Source organism: Pseudarthrobacter sp. S6 (genome assembly GCF_050156575.1).
Lineage (GTDB): Bacteria > Actinomycetota > Actinomycetes > Actinomycetales > Micrococcaceae > Arthrobacter.
In genome coordinates, this window is record NZ_CP189581.1 from 3,886,593 (window position 1) to 3,911,265 (window position 24,673).

At 61.3% G+C, this 24,673-nt stretch carries 18 protein-coding genes and 4 pseudogenes; 16 read left to right on the forward strand and 6 right to left on the reverse strand.

The genetic code is table 11. The annotated features are described in order from the left end of the window. Nucleotides 1-276: 276 nt before the first annotated feature. Nucleotides 277-939: a GntR family transcriptional regulator gene (locus tag ACQCS0_RS18625; protein WP_354156365.1), complete on the reverse strand. Its 663-nt coding sequence runs from the start codon at nt 937-939 to the stop codon at nt 277-279. A gap of 186 nt (nt 940-1,125) precedes the next feature. On the opposite strand from ACQCS0_RS18625, the gene ACQCS0_RS18630 reads away from it, so the two are divergent. The 8 genes and pseudogenes from ACQCS0_RS18630 (at nt 1,126) to ACQCS0_RS18665 (ending at nt 8,243) form a co-directional block, all read left to right on the forward strand. After that, the gene (locus ACQCS0_RS18630; RefSeq protein ID WP_354156366.1) at nt 1,126-2,178 is read left to right on the forward strand and encodes an aromatic ring-hydroxylating dioxygenase subunit alpha; all 1,053 of its coding nucleotides are present in this window, start codon (nt 1,126-1,128) and stop codon (nt 2,176-2,178) included. Between the two features lie 8 nt (nt 2,179-2,186). Beyond that, the gene (locus tag ACQCS0_RS18635) at nt 2,187-2,627 is read left to right on the forward strand and encodes a hypothetical protein (RefSeq protein ID WP_354156367.1); all 441 of its coding nucleotides are present in this window, start codon (nt 2,187-2,189) and stop codon (nt 2,625-2,627) included. A gap of 55 nt (nt 2,628-2,682) precedes the next feature. After that, complete coding sequence (locus ACQCS0_RS18640; RefSeq protein ID WP_354156368.1) at nt 2,683-3,609, forward strand: ABC transporter substrate-binding protein; 927 nt, start codon at nt 2,683-2,685, stop codon at nt 3,607-3,609. Between the two features lie 14 nt (nt 3,610-3,623). Beyond that, nucleotides 3,624-4,574 (forward strand): amino acid ABC transporter permease, encoded by a 951-nt coding sequence (locus ACQCS0_RS18645; RefSeq protein ID WP_354156369.1) that lies wholly within the window; start codon nt 3,624-3,626, stop codon nt 4,572-4,574. Further along, nucleotides 4,571-5,368 (forward strand): amino acid ABC transporter ATP-binding protein, encoded by a 798-nt coding sequence (locus tag ACQCS0_RS18650; protein ID WP_354156370.1) that lies wholly within the window; start codon nt 4,571-4,573, stop codon nt 5,366-5,368. Before ACQCS0_RS18645 ends, ACQCS0_RS18650 begins: the two co-directional genes overlap by 4 nt. A 1-nt stretch (nt 5,369) precedes the next feature. Continuing rightward, nucleotides 5,370-6,329 (forward strand): PDR/VanB family oxidoreductase, encoded by a 960-nt coding sequence (locus ACQCS0_RS18655; protein WP_354156371.1) that lies wholly within the window; start codon nt 5,370-5,372, stop codon nt 6,327-6,329. Nucleotides 6,330-6,397: 68 nt separating this feature from the next. Next, nucleotides 6,398-7,161, forward strand: a pseudogene (locus ACQCS0_RS18660) (IclR family transcriptional regulator). A gap of 516 nt (nt 7,162-7,677) precedes the next feature. Further along, nucleotides 7,678-8,243: pseudogene (locus ACQCS0_RS18665) on the forward strand (recombinase family protein). A gap of 30 nt (nt 8,244-8,273) precedes the next feature. Here the strand turns inward: ACQCS0_RS18665 and ACQCS0_RS18670 are convergent. Further along, nucleotides 8,274-8,420 (reverse strand): annotated as a pseudogene (locus ACQCS0_RS18670) (IS3 family transposase); the annotation flags it as partial. A 398-nt stretch (nt 8,421-8,818) separates the two neighbouring features. Between ACQCS0_RS18670 and ACQCS0_RS18675 the strand changes: the two are divergent. The 4 genes and pseudogenes from ACQCS0_RS18675 (at nt 8,819) to ACQCS0_RS18690 (ending at nt 13,840) form a co-directional block, all read left to right on the forward strand. Beyond that, on the forward strand, nt 8,819-9,850 hold the full coding sequence (locus ACQCS0_RS18675) for an alkaline phosphatase family protein (protein ID WP_354156389.1): 1,032 nt from the start codon (nt 8,819-8,821) through the stop codon (nt 9,848-9,850). Nucleotides 9,851-10,631: 781 nt separating this feature from the next. Further along, the gene (locus ACQCS0_RS18680; protein WP_354156372.1) at nt 10,632-11,498 is read left to right on the forward strand and encodes an alkaline phosphatase family protein; all 867 of its coding nucleotides are present in this window, start codon (nt 10,632-10,634) and stop codon (nt 11,496-11,498) included. Nucleotides 11,499-11,610: 112 nt separating this feature from the next. Further along, a complete protein-coding gene (locus ACQCS0_RS18685) occupies nt 11,611-12,756 on the forward strand; it encodes a glycoside hydrolase family 32 protein (RefSeq protein WP_354156373.1) in 1,146 nt (381 codons plus the stop codon). Between the two features lie 99 nt (nt 12,757-12,855). Then, nucleotides 12,856-13,840: pseudogene (locus ACQCS0_RS18690) on the forward strand (PfkB family carbohydrate kinase). 298 nt (nt 13,841-14,138) lie between these two features. Here ACQCS0_RS18690 and ACQCS0_RS18695 read toward each other — a convergent pair. Both ACQCS0_RS18695 and ACQCS0_RS18700 read right to left on the reverse strand, forming a co-directional pair. Then, entirely contained in the window at nt 14,139-15,035 is an 897-nt protein-coding gene (locus ACQCS0_RS18695) for an ABC transporter ATP-binding protein (RefSeq protein ID WP_354156374.1), read from the reverse strand. A gap of 151 nt (nt 15,036-15,186) precedes the next feature. Further along, the gene (locus tag ACQCS0_RS18700) at nt 15,187-16,743 is read right to left on the reverse strand and encodes an amino acid permease (RefSeq protein WP_354156375.1); all 1,557 of its coding nucleotides are present in this window, start codon (nt 16,741-16,743) and stop codon (nt 15,187-15,189) included. Nucleotides 16,744-17,375: 632 nt separating this feature from the next. Between ACQCS0_RS18700 and ACQCS0_RS18705 the strand changes: the two genes are divergently transcribed. From ACQCS0_RS18705 to ACQCS0_RS18715, 3 genes are read left to right on the forward strand one after another with little or no spacing between them, the layout of a single operon-like run. Continuing rightward, nucleotides 17,376-18,779: a DUF6421 family protein gene (locus tag ACQCS0_RS18705; RefSeq protein ID WP_354156376.1), complete on the forward strand. Its 1,404-nt coding sequence runs from the start codon at nt 17,376-17,378 to the stop codon at nt 18,777-18,779. Further along, nucleotides 18,776-19,534: an SDR family oxidoreductase gene (locus ACQCS0_RS18710; protein WP_354156377.1), complete on the forward strand. Its 759-nt coding sequence runs from the start codon at nt 18,776-18,778 to the stop codon at nt 19,532-19,534. Before ACQCS0_RS18705 ends, ACQCS0_RS18710 begins: the two co-directional genes overlap by 4 nt. Continuing rightward, nucleotides 19,531-20,646, forward strand: coding sequence for a low specificity L-threonine aldolase (locus ACQCS0_RS18715; protein WP_354156378.1), 1,116 nt, complete (start codon nt 19,531-19,533; stop codon nt 20,644-20,646). The genes ACQCS0_RS18710 and ACQCS0_RS18715 overlap by 4 nt, the downstream gene beginning before the upstream one ends. A gap of 144 nt (nt 20,647-20,790) precedes the next feature. Here ACQCS0_RS18715 and ACQCS0_RS18720 read toward each other — a convergent pair whose 3' ends face one another. Next, entirely contained in the window at nt 20,791-20,940 is a 150-nt protein-coding gene (locus ACQCS0_RS18720; protein ID WP_191080013.1) for a hypothetical protein, read from the reverse strand. Nucleotides 20,941-21,104: 164 nt separating this feature from the next. Between ACQCS0_RS18720 and ACQCS0_RS18725 the strand changes: the two genes are divergently transcribed. After that, complete coding sequence (locus tag ACQCS0_RS18725) at nt 21,105-22,544, forward strand: GntR family transcriptional regulator (RefSeq protein WP_354156379.1); 1,440 nt, start codon at nt 21,105-21,107, stop codon at nt 22,542-22,544. 22 nt (nt 22,545-22,566) lie between these two features. On the opposite strand, the gene ACQCS0_RS18730 is transcribed toward ACQCS0_RS18725, so the two are convergent. Beyond that, nucleotides 22,567-24,387, reverse strand: a complete 1,821-nt coding sequence (locus ACQCS0_RS18730; protein WP_354156380.1) for a glycoside hydrolase family 15 protein — start codon at nt 24,385-24,387, stop codon at nt 22,567-22,569. Nucleotides 24,388-24,673 lie beyond the last annotated feature (286 nt).

The window sequence follows — 24,673 nt, forward strand, 5'->3', positions numbered from 1 at the left end:
TCATCGCAGCGATCTGCGACTTCTTCTCCTGCGGATCCGAAGACTTCATCACCGTCACCGCCGCCGATGTCCGAGCCCGCAAGACCGGAACCGCCAACTCCCCCAACGCCGGGGACCTCAATCGGGAGGGCTTCGTTTCTTCTCGCTGGAGTCTGTCACTAACGAAGTCTGGGAGTCCGTTACTGAGGCGCCAACGGAGGTGATGGACACCCCCCACTGGCCCGTGCTGCGCTGGTTCAGTGGGCACCAATCCACTATCGAGGCGTCCTTTTGCCCTCAAAGCTCAACAGGACTTTGTTCACGATTAGGATCGGTTACGTCGTGGCAATGGCGCAGGAGCTCAATTGCCCGGTTGGCGTCCTTAGCCCTGAGGGCGTCGAGAATTTGACGATGGTCGTCCACGACCTTGTTTTGGTAGTCCGCGCCCTGGCGGTAGGTCATGGTAATGCGCTTCTGTATCGGGTGATTCCAGACTGAGGTGAGCACGCTAAGCAGGAAGCTGTTTCCCGCCTGCTCCACAAGGGCGATGTGAAAGGCCTGACCAAGCCGGAAAAGCTCGAGGTTATCGGACGGGTCAATGAGCGCGGTCTCTTCGGTGAGGCTGCTCATGCGCAGCAGCTGCTGCGGAGTGTAGCGGCCGCAGGCGCGCTGCACCGCCAATGCTTCGAGGGCGTAGCGGACGTCGAAGACATCTGAAATCTCGGTCTCGTCAAGCTGGTTGATGATGTACCCGCGGCCTGGGACAAGGGTCGTAAGCCCTTCCAGGGTCAGGCGGGTCAGGACGTCACGCACCGGGGTCCGCGACACCCCATACTGGGCGGCAACCTGCTCCTGCACCAAGGCCGTGCCGGACGGAATCCGGCCGGTGGCGATATCAGCCGTAATGAGCTCATAGACCTTCTCGGCCAAAGGCCTGAGATCTTTCGGTTGTACGGTCATGGCCACCCCTCCTTTCAGTTTCTGCAATTTTGGCACGAACTCCGCGCCGGCCAAGCCGTCCACTCGTGTGCGCGAGCCAACCTCGACTAACGGCGGACGCAATCTTGCAGGGCTTTAGGGAACTACTTGACCTGCATCACACCTCTGAATACAGTGTATACAGATCAATTTCTAGGAGGAACAAAGATGTTCGTATTGAATACCTGGTACGTAGCTGGGTGGTCCGCCGATGTGTCGCGCAAACCGATTCGCCGGGTGATCTGCACACAGCCCATCGTGCTTTTCCGGACCCAGGACAACGAAGCGGTGGCACTGGCCGACCGTTGCGCACACCGGGCCTTTCCGCTTTCAGAAGGACGAACCGTCGGCGACTCGGTGGAATGCGGCTATCACGGCTTCGCGTACGGGCCCGACGGTGCCTGCACCCGTGTCCCTGCGCAGACCTCCATTCCGGAGCGGGCCCACGTCCGCAAATACCCTGTCGTGGAAAAGGACGGCTGGGTCTGGGTCTGGACTGGAGAGGCCGAACTTGCAGATCCTGCGCTGGTTCCGGACACACATTGGATGGCAGACCCTGAGTGGGCCACTGTCACGCACTCCTACCACTTCAAGTGCCGGGCAGATCTGATCCACGACAACTTGCTGGACCTGACCCACGAGTCCTTTCTGCACCAGACGACCGTCGGTGACGACTACATCTACGAGCACGGGATCACTGTTGAAGTTGAGGGGGCCGTTGTAAGCGTGGACCGCCTGATGCCCTCCGTGGAAGCCCCTCCGCTCTACGCGGAGACAATGGACGCACGCGGCCTGTTCGACCGCTTCCATTGCACCGAATTCTTCGTTCCTAATCTGCACGTTTTGCATTCAGGCATTACTGGCGAGGGCAGGCCCCGGGAAGAGGGATACCTGATCAAGGTGCTCAATGGCATCACGCCTATTGACGAGCACAACACCTGGTACTACTACGCCTTCAGCCGCAACTTCGCCGTCGATAATGCACAGGCTACGGAGGATCTCCGCATCGGGCTGGCTACCGTCCTGGACGAGGACGCGGCAGCACTCGAGGCCCAGGAAATAGGCATGAGCACCAGGCCGGCCGGTGAGCATGACGTGCTCATCGCCCAGGACGGAGGCGTGGCGAAGGCCCGGAGGATCCTTGCAGCCTTGCTCCGAAAGGAGCAACAGGCACTTCCGGCCAACCCCACCCGCGTGCCTGCCGCTGTGGGAACGGACTAGGCATGTGGATGCTGATCAGGGCCAATGATTTCGGCGCCGCGAGAGCGCCCTCCGGGGCCCGCATCCTGGCGGCCAACCCTGACTCGGCCGAGCGCGGAGACCCTTGGCGCTGGGCCGTGGAACTGGATGAGTCAACTCCACAAGCGGATCCAGCTGTGACCGTGAACGATGACCATGTCTCATACCGCAGCACCCGCTATGACGGCAATTTCACCGGCGTCCTCCGCCGGGATGCCGGTGAACAGATCGTTCTGGCCGCACTTTCGGGGGAAGCCCTCGTCGCCGCGGAGGACGGACCCTGGAAACGGTGGCTCCGGACGGGCGACACCTTCATCGTCGAAGGTGAAGACCCGGAAGCAATACGTCTTTCCCTGACCGCCGGCGAATCAGCCGTGCAGGTCATCACTCTCTCCCCCACTCGCGCCAAAGTTCTCCGTTGGGTTCCCTGACCCACCGTAAGACTCGTTTTGATCTCAGTACGTTTCAGCGTCGAAAGGTATTACCTTGAGCAATTCCCTTAGTCCGTTTCTCCTGACCGGAGTTCTCCTCGTGGCCCTGTCCGCCACCTCCTGCGCAGCGGTATCGGACGCCTCCCCGCAAAGCACCGGGAACCCCTCAGCCGTCGCCACTTCACCGGCACTCCCCGTCGATGAGAAAGCACGTGAACTTCTTCCCGAGAATATCCGCGCCGCCGGGGTGCTGCGCGTTGCATCAGACCCCACCTATGCCCCATTTGAGTACTTCGACACGGACAACAAAACCATGATCGGCTGGGACATCGATTTCACCGATGCTGTAGGGGCGATGCTGGGACTGAAAATCGAACACGTGCCCGCAACTTTCGACACCATTCTTCCCGGACTGGCCTCCGGCAAGTACGACATGGCGGCATCCTTCTTCTCCGTAACCCCCGAACGGGAAAAGATCGTTGACTTTGTCCAGTACATCAACAGTGGATCCGGCGTCGCTGTCCTTATCGGGAACCCTCACAAGATCACCATGGACCCCGTGACGATGTGCGGCAGAACCATCGCCGGCCAGAAGGGCTCCATCCAGTCCATGGCAATCCTCCCGGCATTCTCCACCAAATGCACCGATGCGGGCCACGAACCTGTCAACATCCAGAACTTCCCCTCCCAGTCCGACGCCAACCTGGCCCTGGTCTCAGGGAGAGTCGACGGCGTCGCGGCTGACAGCGTCACCCTCGCCTACCAAGCCAAAGAAGCCAACGGGAAGTTCGAACTCGCCAAGGGTGAGGATTACCAGCCCGAGCCCATCGGGCTGGCCCTGAACAAGAACTCCGGACTCAAGGCAGCGGTCACGGAGGCTGTACGGGACGTGCTCAGCAGCGATCACTACCAGGCCATCAGCGAAAAATGGGGCGTCCCGGACAGCGTCCTAGTGCGCGCTGACGTCTTGGCTGCGAAGTAAACAGGAATCCCGACATGACAACCACCACGCCCCGCTTGGCAGCAGGTAGAACCGGCGACCAATTTACGGTCGTCAAGGCAAAACACCCCGGTCGCTGGGTCTCGGCGCTCATCATCGCACTCATCGCCTGGCTGCTCCTGCAATCGGTGCTGACGAACCCCAATTTCGGATGGGACGTCGTCGCAGCGTATCTCTCTGAAGCGTCCATCCTTCGCGGCATCCTGGTCACCCTTGAACTGACCGTCATCAGTATGGTCATCGGGACGATCCTGGGCGTCGTTTTCGCGGTCATGCGACTCTCCCCCAACCCGGTGGTCCAGGCTGCAGCGTTCGCCTACGTCAGCTTCTTCCGCGGAACACCTGTCCTCGTGCAGCTGCTTTTCTGGTTCAACCTCGCCGCGCTGTACCCGGTCATTTCCCTGGGCATCCCGGGGCTGCACCTGGACGCAAACCAGCTCATCACCCCCCTCACCGCGGCTATCCTTGGCCTTGGCCTCAACCAAGGCGCTTACATGTCCGAAATCGTCCGGGCAGGCATACTCTCTGTCGACAACGGCCAGATAGAAGCCGCCGAAGCCCTGGGCATCACCCGTATGCAGACCATCCGCAGGATCGTCTTGCCGCAAGCCATGCGGGTCATCATCCCCCCTACCGGCAATGAGACCATCGGGATGCTCAAGTCCACCTCACTGGTCAGCGTCATTTCAGTGCCGGAACTTCTCTACTCGTCTCAAGTCATCTACGCCCGAACCTTTGAAACCATACCGATGCTGATCGTCGCGAGCCTCTGGTACCTCCTCATCACCTCGGTCCTGACCATTGGCCAGTACTACCTCGAACGCAGGTTCGCCCGCGGCAACCAACGCAATCTTCCTCCCACACCACTTCAACAGCTCCGCAGATTCTTCCGCACCCACGACGCCCTGTCCTTGAAGGGCCCAACCTTGAAAGGCGGCCCGCGATGACGGTCCAGGCAACGCCCACGCCGATGGTCAAGGCAAATTCAATCTCCAAAAGCTACGGCAGCAATGACGTGCTCAAAGGGATCGACATGGAAGTCGCGCAAGGCGAGGTCGTCTGCCTCATCGGTCCCTCAGGCTCCGGGAAGAGCACCTTCCTGCGCTGCATCAACCACCTCGAAACCGTTGACGGCGGCCGCATGTGGGTCGATGGAACCATCGTCGGCTACGACCTCAAAGGCACGAAACTCCACGAACAGAACCACCGCGATATATGCCGCCAACGCATGGACATCGGCATGGTCTTCCAGCAGTTCAACCTCTTCCCTCACATGACCGTGCTCGAAAACCTGATCGAGGCACCCCGCGTCGTCAGAAGAGAGAAGAAGAGCACAGCCACCGCGCGGGCTCTCGCGCTGCTCGAAAAGGTAGGCCTCAGCGACAAAGCAAACGCGTATCCGCGACAGCTTTCCGGCGGACAGCAGCAGCGCGTCGCTATCGCCCGCGCACTCTGCATGGAGCCAAAGCTCATGCTGTTTGATGAACCAACCTCTGCCCTCGATCCGGAACTGGTCGGCGAAGTCCTGAAAGTCATGAAAGACCTCGCGCTGTCAGGCATGACCATGATCGTCGTGACCCATGAAATGAACTTCGCCCGTGACGTCGCAGACCGTGTCGTATTTATGGCCGACGGCCGGGTCGTGGAACAGGGCCCGGCCCGCGAGGTGATCACCACCCCCACCAATGAACGGACCAAAGCATTTCTTGCATCCGTCACTGCGGAAAAGGTTGAGAACTGAGATGGAGAACGACCGCTTCTTCGATGTGCTGGTCCATTCGGTGGATCAGCTGTCCGACAAGGTAGTTTCACTAACCCTGACGCACCCGTTGAAGGGAGAACTGCCCGCATGGGAACCGGGCGCCCATATCGATGTCCTCCTTCCCAATGGAATACTTCGCCAGTACTCCCTCTGCTCCACACCAGAAGAAACACACGAATGGCGTATTGCTGTGCTCCGGGAAACGCACGGGCGCGGCGGTTCGGCATTCGTGCACGACGAACTGAAACCAGGCACAAAGCTCCAGGTCCGGGAAACAAGAAACAACTTCCCGCTGCGCCCCGCCGAACGGTACCTGTTCGTCGCGGGGGGCATCGGCATCACACCGATCCTTCCAATGGTCTGGTCCGCCCTGAAAAAAGACGTTCCCTGGGAACTGCTCTACCTAGGTCGCAACCGCAGCTCCATGGCGTTTCTCCAAGAGGTCGCGGCGCTCGGAGACCGTGCCACGATCCATACCAGCGAGGAACTCGGGGCGTTTCCCCTCAATTACCTGGTCAATCACCTTGAGGACGGAACCGGGGTCTACGCATGTGGCCCACAGAAACTTCTCGATGCGCTCGAAACGGCATCACAGACATGGGCAGACCCCTCCACTTTCCACTGCGAACGGTTCTCCCTCGATCCCACTGCCCCACGCACACGGCCAGATACTGACTCCTCCTTCATCGTTGAGTTGGCCGACGGAACGGAGGTACCAGTTCCAAACGAGTCATCCGTCCTGGAGGCCCTTGAAGCGGCCGGCATCAACCCGCCGAACTCCTGCCGCGAGGGCATCTGCGGCACATGCGAAACCCCTGTGATCCAGGGAAGCATCGACCATCGAGACACGTTGCTGTCGCCACAGGAGCATGAAAAAAGCGCCACCATGATGATTTGCGTCTCCCGCTGCAACAGCCCTCGCCTCATTTTGGACCTATAAGCGACGCACCGGAACCTACCCAATACGGGAAACACTGTCGTCGCAGCCAACAACACAAGAGAAGACCCATGACACTAAACGCAGCCGACAGGATCAAGGGCCGCGAAGGCAAAACAGTATCCAAAGTCCCCGGTTCAGAGAACACACTCCGCATACTCAGGCATCTCGCCTCTAAGAGGTCACCAATGCTCGCCTCTAGGATCGGCAAAGAGTTGGACATACCCCGCTCCAGCATCTACGACCTACTCCGCGTCATGGAGGAAAACGGATTCGTCCAACACCTCCGCGAAGAAGGTCGCTTCGGACTGGGGCCTACCGCACTCGAAATCGGCTCCGCCTATTCCCACCACCAAGCACTGACCAGCGCCGGCAGGCCTTTGCTCGCATCCTTGGGCAAAGCGACGGGCGAAAGCGCACATCTGGCCGTACTCGTCACCGATGTCGGAGTGCAGCTGCCCAGCCATCTGACAGCCAGCGGCCGTGCCATTCTTGCTGCCGCACCAAGAGCGCATGTCCGGGCACTTTATCCCAATGCCGCGGCCTTCAGCTGCCGCCACGTGGCAGAAGAGTCACGAAATACGTGACACTGTCCTCCCACCTCGATCATGTGCGCCAGCGAGGCTATGCCACAGAATCCGGCCAGGTCACACCTGGATTCGGGTCCATAGCGGCTGCCGTGAAGGACGACCACGGCTGGCCTACAGCCGCGGTCTCAGTGACGTTCATCGAAAAGGATTTTGCGCAAGATTTACGGCCACAATTGGCGCAGATGGTCAAGGATGCCGCGAATAAACTCTCCCGCCACATCCATGGAAACAGAACTGCAGACTAAGAAGCCATCCACCCACGATCCCGCCGGCTTCACCACCCGCCGTCAGGGCTGCTAACTCGGGAAACGACCGAAGGATCCCGAGATGCCTCTCAAAAGTCCGCCTGAACTGCCAACCCCTCTCGTACGGACGGGCGAACAATCCGACCGTCTACAACGAAGGTACAAAAAATGATTCAAGCGACGCCCATGCATCCATCTGAGGCAACGCTCCTTGCAGAGCGGCCCACGCAACGAATAATGAACAGAGCTGAGGCGCTGGAAGCACTTTCGATGCCGGCACCAACGGGCCTTCCACAGTGTCCACCAGACTGCCATTATTGCCACGGACCGGAAACGGACTAAACCGCACAGTTGCGCATAAGTGGTCCCGGACCTTCGCGAGTAGGACCAACAGCACGTCCTGCGGGTCACGTCCAGTTAGGGCACACCCCAATCTGACGACGGGCGGCCGGGTTATTGACTTCCTTGTAAGGACGGGTCTAGAACTCAACTTCACAGCGAAGGGTTGGAACGACAGTGGCCGGACAGCGGATCGGGTATGTGCGCGTGAGCACGCTGGACCAGAACGAGAAGCGCCAGCTCGATGGCCAGGTCCTTGACCGGGTCTTCACGGACAAGGCCTCGGGTAGGGACACCACCAGACCGGAACTTACGGAATTACTGCGGTTCGCCCGCGACGGGAACACCGTCGTGCTGCGCAGCATGGACCGCCTCGCACGCAACCTCGATGACCTGCGTGCGCTCGTCCAAGGCCTCACACGCAAAGGGGTGCGGGTGGAATTCGTCAAAGAGAGCCTGGTCTTCACCGGGGAGGACTCCCCCATGGCCAACCTCATGCGGTCCGTCATGGGTGCCTTCGCTGAATTTGAACGCTCCCTCATCAGGGAGCGGCAGCGGGAAGGTACCGCATTGGCCAAGCAGCGCGGCGGCTATAAAGGGCGGAAAAGACCCTCACGCCGGAACGAGCGGACGAGCTGGTTCAGCGCGCCGGCAGCGGCGTTCCGAAAGCAGTTCTTGCCCGTGATTATTGGATCAGCCGCGAGACGGTTTATCATTACCTGCGCCACGCCAAGCTGGAGTGAACCGCTTGTCCTGTCTCAATTTAGTTGGCCACGTTGACGTGGGGAAATGCCATGTTTCTTTTGCAGCAGCGAGAAGAACGATTCCATCGCGGCGTTGTCTACGCACCGACCCTGCCCATCGATTCTGTTGGGGCCGTGGTGGCGGAGTGATTCGACGAAGCGACGAGAGCGGAACTGGCCGTATTCAACCGGTCGAAGCAACAGTTGCTTTTGGGACTGAGTTTAGCTGGCCCCAACTCGTGCGCAACGTACCCTGCTTCGCTCCCGATATGACCCGGCACGAAAGGGCTGCTTCGGATCCCTTGCACCCCTTCAAAGCTGCTTCCGATCGCAGGGCAGGTACCCGGTCGTGACGGGGTACCGGTGAAGTCCCCGACGAAGAACCGGATTCACGGTGAACTCCCAGCACTTACCCTGCCAGTGGCCTGCTTCCTTATGAGACTGTTTACTATCGGCTAGTCCTGCATCCCGTCCACTAGGAGGGCCCCATCAACGTCCACGCCCCGTCGGGCAGCGCCGCGGGGAAAAAAATGCGGTCCCGGTGTCACGCGCGTGGGACCTTCCTCTCTCTGGCCATGCTTGTGGCAGCCTTGGTTGCTTGCCAGCCCTCACAACCCATCACAATCACCCCGGCCCGGCTTGCAGGCACGCCCGGGCATGTTTTTGTCATCAACCTCGAGAACAAGGGCTACGACCAGGTGTGGGGCACGGGATCGCCAGCCCCCTACCTGGCCAGGACGCTGCGGCAGCAGGGTGTGCTGCTGAGCAGCTATTACGGGATCGCGCACCACTCGCTGCCGAACTATTTGGCGCAGGTTTCAGGGCAGCCGCCCAACAGAAGTACCATGCAGGATTGTCAGACCTATTCTGCCTTTAGCCCTTCGGGCACCGACTCCCGGGGACGACTGCTGGGCAGCGGGTGCGTCTTTCCGGAAAATGTCCCCACCTTGGCCGGACAGCTCACGTCCGCCGGACGATCGTGGCGGGGTTACATGGAAGACATGTCCTCGCCCTGCCAGCACCCGATGCTTGGTGCTGCCGACACGCACCAGAACGCCACTGCAGGCGACCAGTACGCGACCCGCCACAACCCCTTCGTCTATTTCCGTTCCATCACCGCATCTCCGGACTGCACCACCCACGTGGTGAATTTGTCCGCCCTGCAGCAGGACCTGAAGACAGTAGACACCACCCCGAACCTTTCATACATCACCCCGAACCTGTGCCACGACGGACACGACAACCCCTGCGCGGACGGGACCTCCGGCGGCCTGGGCGTCGCCGATTACTGGCTCCGTGACCAGGTCCCCACGGTTTTGGCCTCTCCCGCATTCCAAAAAGACGGGATGCTCGTGATCACCTTTGACGAGACCGACGGCGGCACCACCGGCCCTCCGGTCGGGGTCACCGGGGGGACGGGCGGGGGGAAGGTCGGTGCACTGGTCATCTCCCCGTTCGCTCCGGCGGGTGCGACCTCGGACCGGCCCTACAACCACTACAGCCTGCTCGCGAGCATCGAAGATTTCTTCTCACTCCCCCGCCTCGCCGGTGCTGCCGAGCCAGGCGTTAACACTTTCAGTGCGGATGTTTACCAGAGCGGAAAATAGCCCATGGCCATAGAGCCACACCCCGGGACGCCAGCTCAGCAGGGCGCGGCCAGGGCGCCCGCACGACAACGGTCGGTGATGCGGGGGCGCCGGGTCCTGGCATCCGCCCTGGCCGTGGTCATCCCGTTGCTGCGTACAGTCATGAGCGGTCAGATCCGGCCCGTGATCGCTTCCCAGGACCAGAGGTACGGTATTTCGAAGATCAAGATCCCGATGCAGAACGGGGTTCCCACGGTCTGCCTCCCCGACCCCGCCCACGGAGGTTGCGCCCAGCCCTTCCACAACGCGGCGGACAGTAACGTCGGTGCCCCCACAGTTATGCGGATAAAATCGCAGACATCAACAACGGCCAGTAGTGCATTTACACCTGCCCTGCTGGTGCTTGCGGGTCCAGAAGCCTACGACGAAATCGCAGCCGTTAAGGTTCCAGCGTGGCGCCCGGTATGCCATAGTGTCAGAACGGCCAGCACACGGGCGGGCTTCAGGTCCACATTTTCCAGCCGCCGAAATCCTGGTCGGAGAGTAGTCCTCTGGGGTGAATGGAGCACAGCAGGTGATGTTTTCCTTTCAAGCCAGGCCCAGGGCCAGCACAGGAGTCTCTCGTCGGCTCGCCCATGGCGTTGGGCTGCTGCTCCTGGCTCTGGTCACGGTTTCAGCCTGCCAGCCCCAAGCGGGACCGGTGCAGCCCACAGCTCCGGCCCCAACTGCCCAGCCGCAGAGCAGCCCAGCGACGGCGACCCCTACACACAGACCCACGCTGACACCGCAGCCCGCCAATGGTATGTGCGGAGCAACCGGACCGGCACCGGCACAGTACCAGCACGTCATCTGGATCACCTTTGAGAATCTGACACTGCAGCACGCCCAGCAGAGGATGCCGTACTTCAATGGCACCGTAGTGAAGAACTGTGGACTCGCCACCAACTTCACGACCGAGCTGCACCCGTCCCTGCCAAATTACATCGCCATGACCTCCGGCTCGACCCAAGGCATCACCGGGGACTCATCGGGCATGTTGAGTGCGGACAACATCTACAACCAGGTCAAGCAGTCCGGGCGGCAGTGGCGGAACTACGCCTTCGGGATGCCCTTCAACTGTGCCCACAACGACAGCGCCAACAAAATCTACACGGCGCACCATCAGGCACCAAACTACTACTCGAATATCGCCGAGGACTGCGCCAACTGGGATGTTCCGGTCGGAAGCCAGAACTTGGTCACCGACACCAAGGACGTGACCAATTCACCCCTGGCCACAGCCTTGGATACCGACACCCTGCCAGCCTTTGCCACTCTCGGTCCAACCGATGACGGCGGATGTTCCTCCTGCGGCGGCGAAGTTGACCCCGGGCCCGGCGACCTGTTCCTGCAGCGCTGGATACCAAAGATCACCAGCAGCGCGGCCTACAAGGCAGGTACCGTACTGGTGTACGTGACCTGGGATGAGCCGGAGGACTTCACTACTATCCCTTCCCCCCAGGTCGTCGCTACAGCCGTGATCGCCCCGACCATCCCGGCTGGGACAACGTCAGGTACAGCGTTCAACCACTACTCGATGCTCCGTGACACGGAGGACGTCCTGGGCATCACCAACCACCTGGGGAACGCGGCCACCGCACCGTCCATGCGGAGCGCCCTCGGCTACTAAGTAAAAATCCCCGGCGTGCCCGGTCCTTCGGGGCCTGACATTGCTATGTCAGGATGGCGCTAGATGCCTTGTCATCGACGAACGGAACACCGCCGGATACGGCGAGAATGCTGTGATAGCCCTCGTAACGCAGGCACCCCAAGGCCGCCAAGCCCAATACCTCTGGTATTCGACTGACCGTGGGCGCTCATTCCAACCCGATGGCACAGCCCCGGTACTGCCGAACCCAGGTGTGCAGGACTTCCGCGACCCAAAGGTAATCTGGGACGCCGACCGGGGGCAGTGGTTCATGGTCAACGCCGAAGGGCAGAAGCTTGGCTTCTACACATCTCCCAACCTGAGTTCATGGCAGCGCGTCGGCGAATTCGTCCGCACGGATCTAGGGCTGCTTGAGTGCCCCGACCTATTCCGCATGACCGCAGACGACGGTACTTCCCACTGGATCCTTGGCACCAGCGCCAACGGCAAAAGCCGGGGCCTGCCGGCAACCTACGCGTATTGGACAGGGGCCTTCAACGGCACCACCTTTACTCCCGACCATGCCGAACCGGAATGGCTCGACTACGGCTATGACTTCTACGGAGCAGTGACCTATCCCCATCACGACGCCTCCGGTGCAGAGGATGCCACCCTACGCAGGGCGCTCGGATGGGCGAACTTCTGGGACTACCCCCACAACACACCGACCCTCGCGACCGACGCGTACAACGGCGATGACATGATCGTGCGCGACATCCGCCTCAAGAAGGGAAGCGGAAGCTACCACCTCGTCTCAGCCCCCACAGCCGGCCTGGACAACCACGTCAAGCGCAGCCACCGCCTTGGTGACGTCGCTGTAACGGGCACCCATGACCTCGATATCCGGTCACTGGCCTATGACCTGAACTGTGAGCTGGCCTGGGACCCGGCCACACCGCCCGCCAACATCGGTCTCGAGATATGCCGTGCAGCCGGCGGGGGCCGGCACGTCGCCGCCGGTGCGTTCCTCCGCGGCCCTTTCGCGTACCTCAACCGGAGACCCACCATCAACCCAACCGGCGGCGAAAGCCAGACGCCGATCGATCCCGCGGCAGGGCGCCTCACACTCCGTGTCCTGGTGGACCGCACAAGCGTCGAAATGTTCGTAGGAGACGGACGAGTCGTGCACTCACACCGGGTGTTCCCCCTTGAAGGGGACAACGGCATCCGTCTCTACGCACATGAAGGAACTGCCACTTTCCGCAACCTCACGATCAACGAAATCAAAGCGGCGCCTTAGCCCAACCCGAAACGTTCCCGGCAGGTCATTTTGCCGCGGCCACCGGCCAGCAGAATGACCTGCCCGCTCCCCCTACCATCACCTGCCCGAGAGACAAACATGGAAAACCTCAAAGCAGCACGGCATGACGCCCAACAGCCCCTAGATGTCGTCGTTGTCGGAGAATCGCTGATCGATGTGGTCACCACCCCGAACAGCCAGGTGGAGCATCCCGGCGGATCGCCCGCCAACGTCGCCTACGGCCTCGGGCTCCTGGGCGTCACCACGGGCCTACTCACGGCCATCGCACCCGATGCACGCGGAACATCGATAGAAGACCACCTCCGCCGGGCAGGAGTAACTCTCCTGCCTGGATCAAAATCCCTCGCCCGCACGGCAACAGCCACAGCAACCCTTGGACCCGACGGGTCCGCCGCATACGACTTCGACATCTACTGGGACCTGCCACCGGCAACGCCGACCTCTTTCCCAAAATTCTCCACACAGGTTCCATAGCCACCTTCCTGAACCCCGGTGCCAGTGCTGTCAAAGCCCTGCTCGAACAAGCCCATGAGCATTGCCTCATCACCTACGACCCGAACATCAGGCCATCCCTGCTTGGCAGCCAGGCCGAAGCGAAATCAACCTTCGAAAAACTCGTCTCCCTGACCGACGTCGTCAAACTCAGCGACGAGGACGCCCACTGGCTCTACCCCGGGAACACACTGGAGGAAACCGCGGACCATATCCTCCGACTGGGCACCGGGCTGACTGTGATAACCAAGGGGGCCGAAGGCTCCCAATTCACGTCCTCCGCCGCAAGCATCACCATCCCTGCAGTCAAAGCCACGGTCGCGGACACCATAGGCGCCGGAGACTCCTACATGGCCGCACTGATCCTGGGCCTCCTCACCCGCGGCACAGAAGGCTTCGCCCCCGCAGTCCTGGAGCAACTGGGACGCACCGCAGCCGCAGCAGCGGCCATTACTGTACAACGAGCCGGAGCAAACCCGCCGACTCTGGACGAATTGAAATCTGCAGTCGAAGCACCCACGCCCCGGTCCCACGCAATCGCATAAAGTCGCGGATTCGCACATCGGAATAAGCTCGATGGTTAGCCTTGCTGAGCTACACCCCAGCCTGACGTCAGGCGGTCATTTCAAACACCGTCGGGATAGGGTCCAAAAGCTGGTTCCCGTACGCCCCCAGCGGACACTCTTGAATCTCAATCTGACACAGGCCACGGAACGCCTGACTATCTGGCTGGAACTTGCCAGTCTTAAGTTTGATGATGACGTAACGCGAGTTAATCGCATGTGAACGAGAAGCAGGCCGACGCGGAAGCGGTCGGTGTGATCATCTGCGCGCTGCTATACCTCCGCCACCGGGGCCGCGAACTCCTCCTACAGCCGCGCATACGCCCCACCCGCAGCCAGCAATGAAGCGTGCGTCCCCTGGTCCACGATCTGCCCGGCCTCCATCACGAGGTCGGCGTCGCGGATGGTGGATAGGCGGTGCGCGATCACGAAGCTCGTCCGGTCGGACCGCAGCGCACGCATGGCTTTCTGCACCAGCACCTCGGTCCGGGTATCCACCGAAGATGTCACCTCATCGAGAATCAGCACCGAATGCCGTGCCAGAAACGCCCGGGCAAGGGCCAGGAGCTGTTTCTCGCCCGCGGAGACATTGGCACCCTCATCCTCCAGCACGTGTCGTACCCCTCGGGCAGCGAGTGCACGAACCGGTCCGCGTACGTCGCCCGCGCCGCCTCCAATATCTCGGCCTCGGTAGCCCCGGGCCGGCCGTAGGCGATGTTGTCCCGGACGGTCCCGGCCGAACAGCCACGTATCCTGCAGCACCATCCCCAGCCGCGAGCGCAGCTCGTGCCGCGGCACCGAGGTGACGTCCACGCCGTCGAGCGTTATACGCCCCGCGTCCAGCTCGTAGAACCGCATGATCAGGTTCACCAGCGTGGTCTTCCCCGCCCCGGCGGGCCCAACAATCGCCACCGTCTGCCCCGGCTCCGCCACCAGAGACAGCGAAGAGATCAGCGGTTTGTCCGGCGAATACGAGAAGGACATGTCCTCGAACACCAGCCACCCCCGTCCGAAACCATGGGACGAAGAAACACCCCCAGCAGGATCCGGCAACTCCTCGTCCTCGTCCAACAACGAGAACACCCGCTCCGCCGACGCCACCCCGGACTGCAGCAGGTTCGCCATGGACCCCAACTGCGCCAGCGGCATGGTGAACTGCGCCCCGAAGCTCGGCGCCTTCCCGGCCCGGCTCCTCCTGCGCATCTCGTTCGGCCCGGTGGCGCAGTTCAGGACGATGGCGTCAAGGTCGAGCGGCTCGACGGCGGTAACTGCGGGGCTGATCTCGGAGCTACTGACCTGGGGGAGGAGCGAAGCCGGGTGCTGTTCTCACCCGGCTTCCCTCGTTCTGGCCTAGTTACTGGGTGGCGGCCCTCAGTTCTTCCTCGACGTCCTTAGGTGCGGTGAGATCCATCTCGAGCAGCGGCACTACTTTGGACTTGGTGATGTGGCGGTGACCCAGCCATAGAACGACGAAGACTGGCAACCCGATGTAGGAGGAAAGCACCTCCACGGACCGTCCGGCAAGCACAGCCTCGTAATTCTGTCCCGCGATGACCAGTATGAGCAGGGCGAAGGCCAACAGCGGGCCAATGGGGAACAGGGACGCTTTGTACGGCAGGTCGCTGACCCTGTTTCCCTGGGCCAGGAAACCGCGCCTGAAACGGTAGTGGGAGACCGCGATTCCCGCCCAGACAATGAAGCCGCATAGGCCCGACATGTTCAGCAGCCAGGAGTAGGCTGCACCCTGCCCGACGATCGCGGAGAGGAACCCGAAGAGTCCCACGGCCGCCGTCGCGAGCAACGCCGCGATCGGCACACCACGCGCATTGGTTCGGCCGAAGATCTTCGGGGCCATGCCGTCATGGGCCATGGCGTAAAGCATCCGAGTGGAGGCATATAGTCCGGAGTTGCCCGCGGACAGGATTGCGGTCAGGATCACGGCGTTCATTAAGGCCGCTGCGAAGGCGATTCCGGCGCGAGAGAAGACCAGGGCAAAGGGCGATGATGCAATTTCGGACTCACCGGAGGCCAGCAGGCTCGGATCGGTGAACGGAATGAGGCAGCCGATGATAAAGATGGCGCCAATGTAGAAAAGCATGATGCGCCAGAAGACAGTGCGGATTGCCTTCGGCACCTCGCGGCGCGGGTTCTTCGCTTCGCCGGCGGCGACTCCTACGAGCTCTGTGCCCTGGAAGGAGAACCCGGCAACCATGAAGACCGAGATGATCGAGACCCACCCCCCGTGGAACACGTCATCGCGGTTTTGCCAGTTGCTCAGTCCCGGAGAGTTATCCCCGAGGATGCCGAAAATCATCAGCACGCCGGCGATCAGGAAGAGTACCACTGCGCTGACCTTGATCAGTGAGAGCCAGAACTCCGACTCACCAAAGGACTTGGCCGAGAGGGCATTGAGCCCGGTCAGCACCAGCAGGAAGATCCCGGCCCACACCCATCCCGGGACCCCCGGGAACCAGAAGTCCATGATGATTCCGGCCGCGACCAGCTCTGCGGCCACCGTGATGGCCCAGTTGAACCAATAGTTCCAGCCGATCGCGAACCCAAAGGACGGAGAGACGAAACGGGTGGCAAAGGACTGGAACGAACCGGCAACCGGAATTTTGGCCGACATCTCGCCCAGTGACTGCATCAACAGGAATACCATCAGCCCGACCAGCGCATAGCCGGCCAACGCCCCGCCGGGACCCGCCTGGGAAATGGTGCTGCCCGAGGCCACAAACAGCCCGGTACCGATCGCACCGCCGATGGCGATCATCTGCAGGTGGCGGTGGTTTAGCCCGCGCTTGAGTTCGTTGGTGGGCTCGCCGGAACCGAGCTTTGTCCTTATAGCAAGGGAAGACGCCTCTGCTCCATCGGGCTTTATTTCTGCGAGAGTTCCGATCGGTGGTGTCATGCAGCACCACCCTGTGCTGCCTGCATGGTGGTGGACCCCGAGCTAAGAAACAGTCCTGAACCGGAGCAAAGACCGGTTTCAGGGGTGTCGGTAGCAATAGCCCGAGCACTTATTTGCGTGTGGGAGCGAAGTCCCATGGTGCCTCCGAAAAGGTAGCTGCGGTGAATTTGGGCCTTCCGAAGCCGTCGGGCCGGGAAGGATGGTGATCAAGCTAACACAGGCAAAGGAAGCGACATTTGGCGTGGCGAATGTTGCACCTCCGACGGGTCAAGTCCTTACGCATAGGCCGTGGCAATCCAATCTGAGCGCAAGAGTTGCTGATTTGATACCGTCCGGTGACTAAGCAGCTCTGGTGATCTGCTATGGCGCGTCGACAGGCGGCGAGCAGACAATGCCACTGATGGCACAAGGGGCAGCAGCTGGACCTCGGCTCGTCCCGATACCGCTGCTTATTGCTCGTGATGCGCCGTTTCTGGGATGTCTCAAAAACACCGACCCAAAGGTCAGACGCAGGCATTGCGCTGAAGAGCCGGCCCGAGCAAAAGCATTTCTTATGCATGCTGGATTAATCCTTCACGGATGCTTACGCACTGCTAGCTTCTTCAGGAATCCCCTCAACGGAAGGAACAAGCATGTCTGTAATCGCAAACCCTGAAGTGACGACCCTCCGGGCAGAAGACCTCAAGGCGCTCCCCGCATGGCAGGCCCTGAAGGCGGCCGTCGTCGGGCTGCAGCAGGTTCAAGTGCAGGACGGTTCCGTTCCGGAACCCGCTGACCATGACCAGGCCCGCCGGAATGTCGGCATCATTACGGACTCAATCAACGATCTGCGCCACCACCTCCCCCACGACACGGGCTACCTTGAACTGCTCGTGCAGGACTTCCAGCGGTGGGCGTCCGGGGGCTTCGTCGTACCGGATTTCCTCGACTCATTGGTAGCCTTCCACCCCGAGCAGTGGCGCATCGACGGGCTGCCGCACCTGGTTCTGTTTCCGATGTACACGCAAAACGGCAGCACGAACCGCTACTTCGAGGCCGTCCTCGTCCAGGTCATTTGGCCTTCGTTCGTGGCTGACTTGGAGGCAACAAACTACTCCAACAAGCTGTTTGTCCCCATCAGCTTCATCGATTTCACGCCCGGCTATGACACGAACTCCGCAGTTCTCTTCCCCGAGAGCGTAGCGGTCCGGAGCACCCCTTCCTTCACATGGGGAGGTATCTTCGCGGACCGCGAAGCTGCCCGGTTCCGCCGGGTCCTCAAAGCTGCTGCCGACATCACTTCCCTGGACCTGCCGGCTGACGCCGCGGAATTCATCGACGACCAGCACCTCACGGAGAAGACCTTCGTGATGTGGGATCTGATCCATGACCGGACCCACATGCGCGGCGACCTGCCCTTTGACCCGTTCATGATCAAGCAGCGGATGCCGTATTTCCTGTACTCCCTGGAGGAGCTCCGCTGCGATCTGACCGCCTTCCGCGAGTCCGTCCTCATCGAGCGGGACGAAACGGCTTCCGAGGACGCCCGCAAGCACGCCAAGCTGGTCCAGTACGCCGTGATCTTCGACCGCATTTTCCGCTTCGCGATTACAGGGAACCGGGTCCGTAACTATGACGCCGTGGGCGGCCAATTGCTGTTCGCCTGGATGCACCAGCACCGCGTCCTGCACTGGACCGATGGAAAGCTGAGCATCGAATGGACGGACGTCGCCGGCGTGGTCGTCGAACTGGGAATCCGCATCGAGGAACTCTACTGGCGTTCAATCGACCGGCCCAAGACCGCACACTGGCTCGCTGCCTACGAGCTCGTCTCAGAAACCCTCACCCCCCACCCGGCCTCCGTGTGGGCCAAGGGACCGGAGGCCCTTCCCCTGGACGGCCCTCCCCGGGGTCTGACGGACCAGATTCTTGATGACGAATTCCCCCTGTCGATGTTCTACGAGGCACTGGAGAAGAAGATGTCCTCGGTCATTGAATCAACTGCCGGGATCACCGGGCAGAGCCCTGTGAAGACTGAGGGCGAGGCGGGCGCATGAGCCAGGACCTCTCGGAGCGTACGGTCGTCGTCGCCGGTTCGACAAGCGCCGCAGGCGTCGCGGTAGTCCATGCCCTCTCGCAAGCAGGGGCACGCGTGGCCGCCGTCGACATCCTTGAGGACCGGGTGCAGGAGCTCGCGGTGGCATACAACAACGTCACGGGCTATGTCTGCAACCTCGCGGACCTGCAAGCCGTTGAGGACTTGGCGACGTCTGTCCGGAACGATCTGGGTCCAGTGGACGGCCTGATCCATCTTGTAGGAGGGTGGCGAGGCGGCACCGGAATTACAGGCCAGACGGATGAAGACTGGGACTTCCTGCACACCAGCGTCCTCACCACACTGAGGAACACCAGCCGCGCCTTTTACGACGATTTGGCTGCCTCCCCTGCAGGTCGCCTGGCCGTCGTTTCCGCACAGTCCGCCTCAACGCCGACAGCGGGCGGCGCCGCTTATGCCGCCGTCAAGTCCGCCGCCGAGGCATGGACCCTGGCCGTGGCCGACGGATTCCGGCACCTGCAGGGAGGAAATGAAAGCCCCCACTCCGCTCAGCACTCAGCCGCCTTGGTCTTCGTCGTCAAGGCTCTGGTCGATGACCGGATGCGCGCAGCCCAGCCGGAACGGAGATTTCCGGGCTACACCGATGTCAGTGTCCTTGCCGACGCTGTACAGCGGATCTTCGATCTGGAGGCAGAACAGATCAACGGGCAGCGCTTGCCCCTCACGGCCGGCCACCTCGCGGGTGCACCGGCATGAGCGTCAGCGTTGATACAAAAGCAGGCGTCCCACAGGTACCGGCGAGGCGCCTGCACGACCCGGCCTACCGGGGCTTCGCCTCGGATAACTACGCCGGGGCTCACGCCGAAATCATCGAAGCAGTTCAGGCAGCCAACGAAGGCCACGTCACCGCATACGGCGAAGATGTCTACACAGCAGCACTTCAAGTAGTCATCAAGTCCCACTTCGGGGCAGCTGCTACCGCATATCCGGTCTTCAATGGGACAGGGGCCAACGTCCTTGCCCTGCAAGCACTGCTCCCGCGTTGGGGCGCTGTCATCTGCGCAGCAACAGCGCATATCAATACCGACGAAAACGGCGCCCCGGAACGGATTGGCGGAATAAAGCTCCTCCCTGTCCCCACACCGGATGGCAAACTCACCCCGGAATTGATCGACGCCGAAGCCTGGGGGTGGGGAGACGAGCATCGGGCGCAGCCGCTGGTCGTATCGATCACCCAGACCACCGAACTGGGCACCTGCTACACGCCGGAAGAAATCCAACGGATCGCTGAACACGTCCATGCGAAGGGAATGAAACTGCACCTGGACGGAGCAAGGCTGGCCAACGCTGCAGCACATCTCGGGCTTCCTTTGCGGGCATTCACCACCGACGTCGGTGTCGACATCCTGTCTTTTGGCGGCACCAAAAACGGGCTGTTGTGCGGCGAAGCCGTTATCTGGCTCAGCTCACAGTCCGACCCAGGCATGAGCTACCTGCGCAAGATGAACATGCAGCTGGCCTCAAAGATGCGTTTCGTCTCTGCGCAACTCGTAGCCCTGCTAACGGATGGGTTGTGGCTGCGGTCCGCCTGTCAGGCCAACGAAATGGCTCAAATTCTCGGCAAAGGAATCTCGGCCATTGACGGCGTCTCGCTGACGCAACCAACTCAGTCCAATGGCGTCTTTGCCGTCCTTCCAACCGGGGCAGCGGCGAAGGTCCGGGAGTCCTTCCGCTTCTATGACTGGGACCAGGCACGCGGGGAAGTCCGGTTTATGTGCTCTTGGGACACCACCGAGACCGACGTCCACTCTCTCGTTGCTGCAGTGAAGGCTGCCGTAGGCTCTCCAGCTTCACAACGAAACGCCTAAGTAAGGAGAGTTAACGGCCATCCAGGCGTCAGCAGCTGTTTCTCGCTTGCGGACACATCGAAGGTTGCTGCACGACGGGTGGAAGGGCCATGCGGTGCTTCAGCCTCTGACAGGCTGAGCTGCCAGGTTGGTCACGCGCCCAATCTAGTGGTGGGTGCCGCGCCTGCTGCGGGGCAGGCAGGTGAAGAAGGAGGGCTGCTCAACGGGCGCAAGCGGGACCACAAGCCACTGGCCTCCGTAGAACTCCACGTACGAGTCTGAAGGGCAACCTGCATAGGCTTCTTCACGTGTCATGCCGATCATTCCTTTCAAAACCCGGTTGGGGAGACGTCTGCATCTCTCACGTTCTTCTACAAGTCTTAGACCTTTAAGGTTACATGTCAATAGACATTTGAAGTTAAAGGTTAGAGAATGAAGATGGCGTCCGCCGGGCACGCCTGACGAAGGAGCAACCGTCCATGACCACGTGGAGAGAGCAGCTCGCCTTCGCCCCCTTGGCCACCTTTGACCGGGGGGAAGAGGTGGGGAGGCGCCTCAGGTACGCCATCGAACTGGGAGTGCTTGAAGACGGGACCCAGCTGCCCAGCGAAAACGAGCTGGCAGCCAGGATGGGCGTCTCGACACTGACTCTTCGCGCGGCGCTGGCCGACCTGCGCGGGCGCGGCTTGCTCGAGACGCGTCGCGGCAAGGGCGGCGGAAGCTTCGTCAAAGCCAGCACCGGCGACATCATCAAAGCGGAGCGTGAGTCACTCATGGCCTACTCTCTTGACGATTTGCGCGACATCCGTGACTACTGGGTCTTCCTGGCGGGCTCGGCAGCAGCAGCCGCAGCGGAGCGGAGCGGGAGGCTCTCCCTTGGGCGCCTGGCATCGATGGCCGTGAAGATTGAAGAAGCTGAGGATTCTGCGCAGGCCATCCGAGACGACAGCAGGTTTCACATCGAGCTTGCCGCAAGCTCCGGTTCCGTGCGGCTCACGCGCGAGGAAATGGCGATGCAAGCCGAGGTCGGGCCGCTGGTCTGGGCAGCCCCTGCCGGATACGGCAATGCGGCAGCAGAACATGCGTCTATCGTGGAGGCAATTCGGTCCGGAGACGGGATGCTTGCCCGGGCTCTGGCCGAGGAGCATGTCCGTTCGGATATGAACCGGGTACTCGATTTGCGAATGAGCGTCGATACATCCCGCGAAGAATCCTTTCCTGACCCCGGCAAGGAAGAACGCGAACTGGCCTTGATCGGATCCTTCACCGAGCTTCTGGCAGATACGGCCTCAGCTTCGATCCGTTCGATCGAACACGCGGTGCACGTTCAGCTCGGCTCTAAACGGCAGGGAGACAGCTCTGACCTGGACGCAATCTACGACGCTTCGCGACAGACTCTTGAGGGAGCCGTTCCACTCTTGTACGGAGCGGGCTTCCTGCCTGACGTCTCATTCGGCCCTGCGGGCGCGGCCTGGTGCCACGCCCCGTCTGGACCCCAGTCACTTCAGCGGCTCGTGATCGACTGGGACCTCTATGAAGGCGGTACCGCAACTTGGCGCCCCGAGGACTACGGCGACGGAGCCGTCCACATCAGCCATGCGTACCTGGATGCCAACGGGAGCAACGAAAACATCGTCACCTTCAGCAAGGCCGTTTTCGTGGGGGAACAAATGGTCGGGATCGTCGCTGCGGATGTACTGGTCCGGGGAATCCAGAGCCAGCTCGAACCGCACCTCCGGGCCTTATCCCCGAATACGTGCCTCGTCGACCAGAACGATGTGATCATCGCAACCAACACCGGCCGCTTCATGGGGGGAATCTACTCACCCGCGCAATACGCCGGGAAGCAGATCGACCTCCACGCCATGCCCTGGAGACTCTTCGTGGGCACCCCTACCCCCGGCTCCCCAGGAGAATGAGGCACCCCCCCACGAGGAGCCACTAAACGAGAGCGTCGACGGCAAGACTGAGGCGGTCAACCCCGTGCATGGCATCTGCCGCCCGGACCAGGGTCAGGTGCGAGAAGGCTTGCGGAAAGTTCCCCGCCATCCTATCCTCGTCCGTTGCGTACTCCTCGCTCAGCAGACCAAGCTCGTTGGCAAACCCCACAAGCCTGTCCATCAAGACCTTTGCCTCGGGTTGGCGACCGGTGCGCGCGTACTGCTCCACAAGCCAGAAGGAGCAGGCGAGGAAAGGATGTTCACCCGGTTCCAAGCCGTCAACGCCGCTCTCTGTCCGGTAGCGCAGCAAAAGGCCGTCGTCAGTCAGGAGTTCCTGTTCCAGCCGTTTGACTGTGCTGAGCATGTGCTCGTCGTTGTAGGGAAGAAACCCGACCTGGGGCATAACGAGCAGGGCCGCATCTGTTTGCGTTCCGCCATAGGTCTGCGTGAAGGAATTGATGCTCCGGTTGAAGCCCTGCCGCATGATCTCTTCCCGTAACCGGTCCCGGAGTTTCTCCCACTTTGTGGCATCGCCAGGCAGTCCGTGGACCTGTATGGCCCGGATCCCGCTGTTGAAGGCAGCCCACATCATCACGCGCGAGTGCGTGAAGTACTGCGCGGCGCCGCGCATCTCCCACAGGCCGAAGTCCTTGTCATCGATATGTTTTTCGACAAATCCCAGGAGCGCCTTCTGAAGGGCCCAGGAGAAATGGTCTTCCTTACCTCCGGCCATCCGCAGCCGTTCCAATGCCACCATCACTTCGCCAACAACATCAGCCTGGAACTGCGAGACTGCGGCGTTTCCAATACGCACAGGCTTGGAGTTTTCGTAGCCGGGGAGGTGGGCCAGTTCGCGTTCAGGGAGTTCCCGTTCTCCTCCCACCCCGTACATGATCTGCATCTGCTCAGGATCGCCAGCGAGGGCCCGAAGAAGCCAGTTGCGCCACTGCAGCGCCTCCGTTTCGTAGCCATGGGTCAGCATTGATTCCAGTGTCAGAGCCGCATCGCGCAGCCAGCAATACCGGTAATCCCAGTTCCGCGGCCCGCCGAAATCCTCGGGGAGGGAAGTTGTGGGCGCCGCGACGATGCCGCCCGTTTCAAAATGCGTCAGTGCCCGCAGCACCAGCAACGAACGCTTGACCGCACCGCCATAAACGCCGTCCTGCCGGCAGTGGCTTCCCCAGCGGCTCCAATAGTCGGTGGCTTCTTCGAGTGCCGCATCAACGTCAGTGGCTGGGGGCAAGGGGCGGTGCGAGGGGAACCACGTCAGTTCGAAATCAAGCTCCTCACCCTTCGACACGACGAATTCTCCCTCGTGCCCGTGCGCGTGGGCATGCGGAAGATGAGGCCCCCTCAGTGCGAGGGCATCCGGACCGGCCATCGCCAACAGGACCGGTGCCGCCGTCGGCTCGTGGTCGCGAACCCGGCTCATCCAGGGAAGAACCGTTGAATATCCTGGCCGGATCCGAAGTTCCTGGCGCATTTTTACGCTGCCTTCCACACCGGTCACGCGGCGAACAAGGGAAGATCCGCTGTCCCCCAGCGGCATGAAATCGGTGACAATTACGGATCCGCTGCCGGTCTTCCAGATGGTTTGCAGCACAAAGGTGGAGTCAATGTAGCGCCGGTCGACAACGGCAGCGCCGGCTTCGCTGGGCGCCAGCAGCCAGTGGCCGTGCTCATCGGTGCCCAGGATTCGGCTAAACACGGACGGCGAGTCGAAACGGGGGAAACAGAGCCAGTCCACGCTGCCATCCCGGGAGATGAGAGGCCCAGTCTGAAGGTCCGATAACAGCGCATAGTCCTCGATGGGGGAAGCCATGCTCCACTCAATCACAATTTTTTCATCCGGGTGAGGCCCGACTTCACGCGTTCAGCTGTCGTACTGGCCCGCCCACAAAGCCACCTACCAAAAGGGGTGGTTCAAACCGTCCGGAATCAGCGTTTCGCCTACCTGCGGATGACGGGACGATGGATGGCAAGCCCACCTCCGGCGAAAGAAGAAGAGCAGTTCCCATCCCACCAACGCATTACCTAACGGGAAAGACTGAGCGACATGACACGAGAAGAAGCCTACGCACGGTGCCCCTCGGATTCGTATGTGGAAT

Coding starts and splice junctions, on each gene's coding strand:
- ACQCS0_RS18725 (WP_354156379.1), top strand. CDS start 21,105: ATGACCACGTGGAGAGAGCAGCTCGCCTTCGCCCCCTTGGCCACCTTT.
- ACQCS0_RS18630 (WP_354156366.1), top strand. CDS start 1,126: ATGTTCGTATTGAATACCTGGTACGTAGCTGGGTGGTCCGCCGATGTG.
- ACQCS0_RS18720 (WP_191080013.1), bottom strand. CDS start 20,940: ATGACACGTGAAGAAGCCTATGCAGGTTGCCCTTCAGACTCGTACGTG.
- ACQCS0_RS18710 (WP_354156377.1), top strand. CDS start 18,776: ATGAGCCAGGACCTCTCGGAGCGTACGGTCGTCGTCGCCGGTTCGACA.
- ACQCS0_RS18705 (WP_354156376.1), top strand. CDS start 17,376: ATGTCTGTAATCGCAAACCCTGAAGTGACGACCCTCCGGGCAGAAGAC.
- ACQCS0_RS18655 (WP_354156371.1), top strand. CDS start 5,370: ATGGAGAACGACCGCTTCTTCGATGTGCTGGTCCATTCGGTGGATCAG.
- ACQCS0_RS18730 (WP_354156380.1), bottom strand. CDS start 24,387: ATGGCTTCCCCCATCGAGGACTATGCGCTGTTATCGGACCTTCAGACT.
- ACQCS0_RS18625 (WP_354156365.1), bottom strand. CDS start 939: ATGACCGTACAACCGAAAGATCTCAGGCCTTTGGCCGAGAAGGTCTAT.
- ACQCS0_RS18675 (WP_354156389.1), top strand. CDS start 8,819: ATGCTTGTGGCAGCCTTGGTTGCTTGCCAGCCCTCACAACCCATCACA.
- ACQCS0_RS18700 (WP_354156375.1), bottom strand. CDS start 16,743: ATGACACCACCGATCGGAACTCTCGCAGAAATAAAGCCCGATGGAGCA.
- ACQCS0_RS18680 (WP_354156372.1), top strand. CDS start 10,632: ATGTGCGGAGCAACCGGACCGGCACCGGCACAGTACCAGCACGTCATC.
- ACQCS0_RS18650 (WP_354156370.1), top strand. CDS start 4,571: ATGACGGTCCAGGCAACGCCCACGCCGATGGTCAAGGCAAATTCAATC.
- ACQCS0_RS18695 (WP_354156374.1), bottom strand. CDS start 15,035: ATGCGCAGGAGGAGCCGGGCCGGGAAGGCGCCGAGCTTCGGGGCGCAG.
- ACQCS0_RS18715 (WP_354156378.1), top strand. CDS start 19,531: ATGAGCGTCAGCGTTGATACAAAAGCAGGCGTCCCACAGGTACCGGCG.
- ACQCS0_RS18645 (WP_354156369.1), top strand. CDS start 3,624: ATGACAACCACCACGCCCCGCTTGGCAGCAGGTAGAACCGGCGACCAA.
- ACQCS0_RS18635 (WP_354156367.1), top strand. CDS start 2,187: ATGCTGATCAGGGCCAATGATTTCGGCGCCGCGAGAGCGCCCTCCGGG.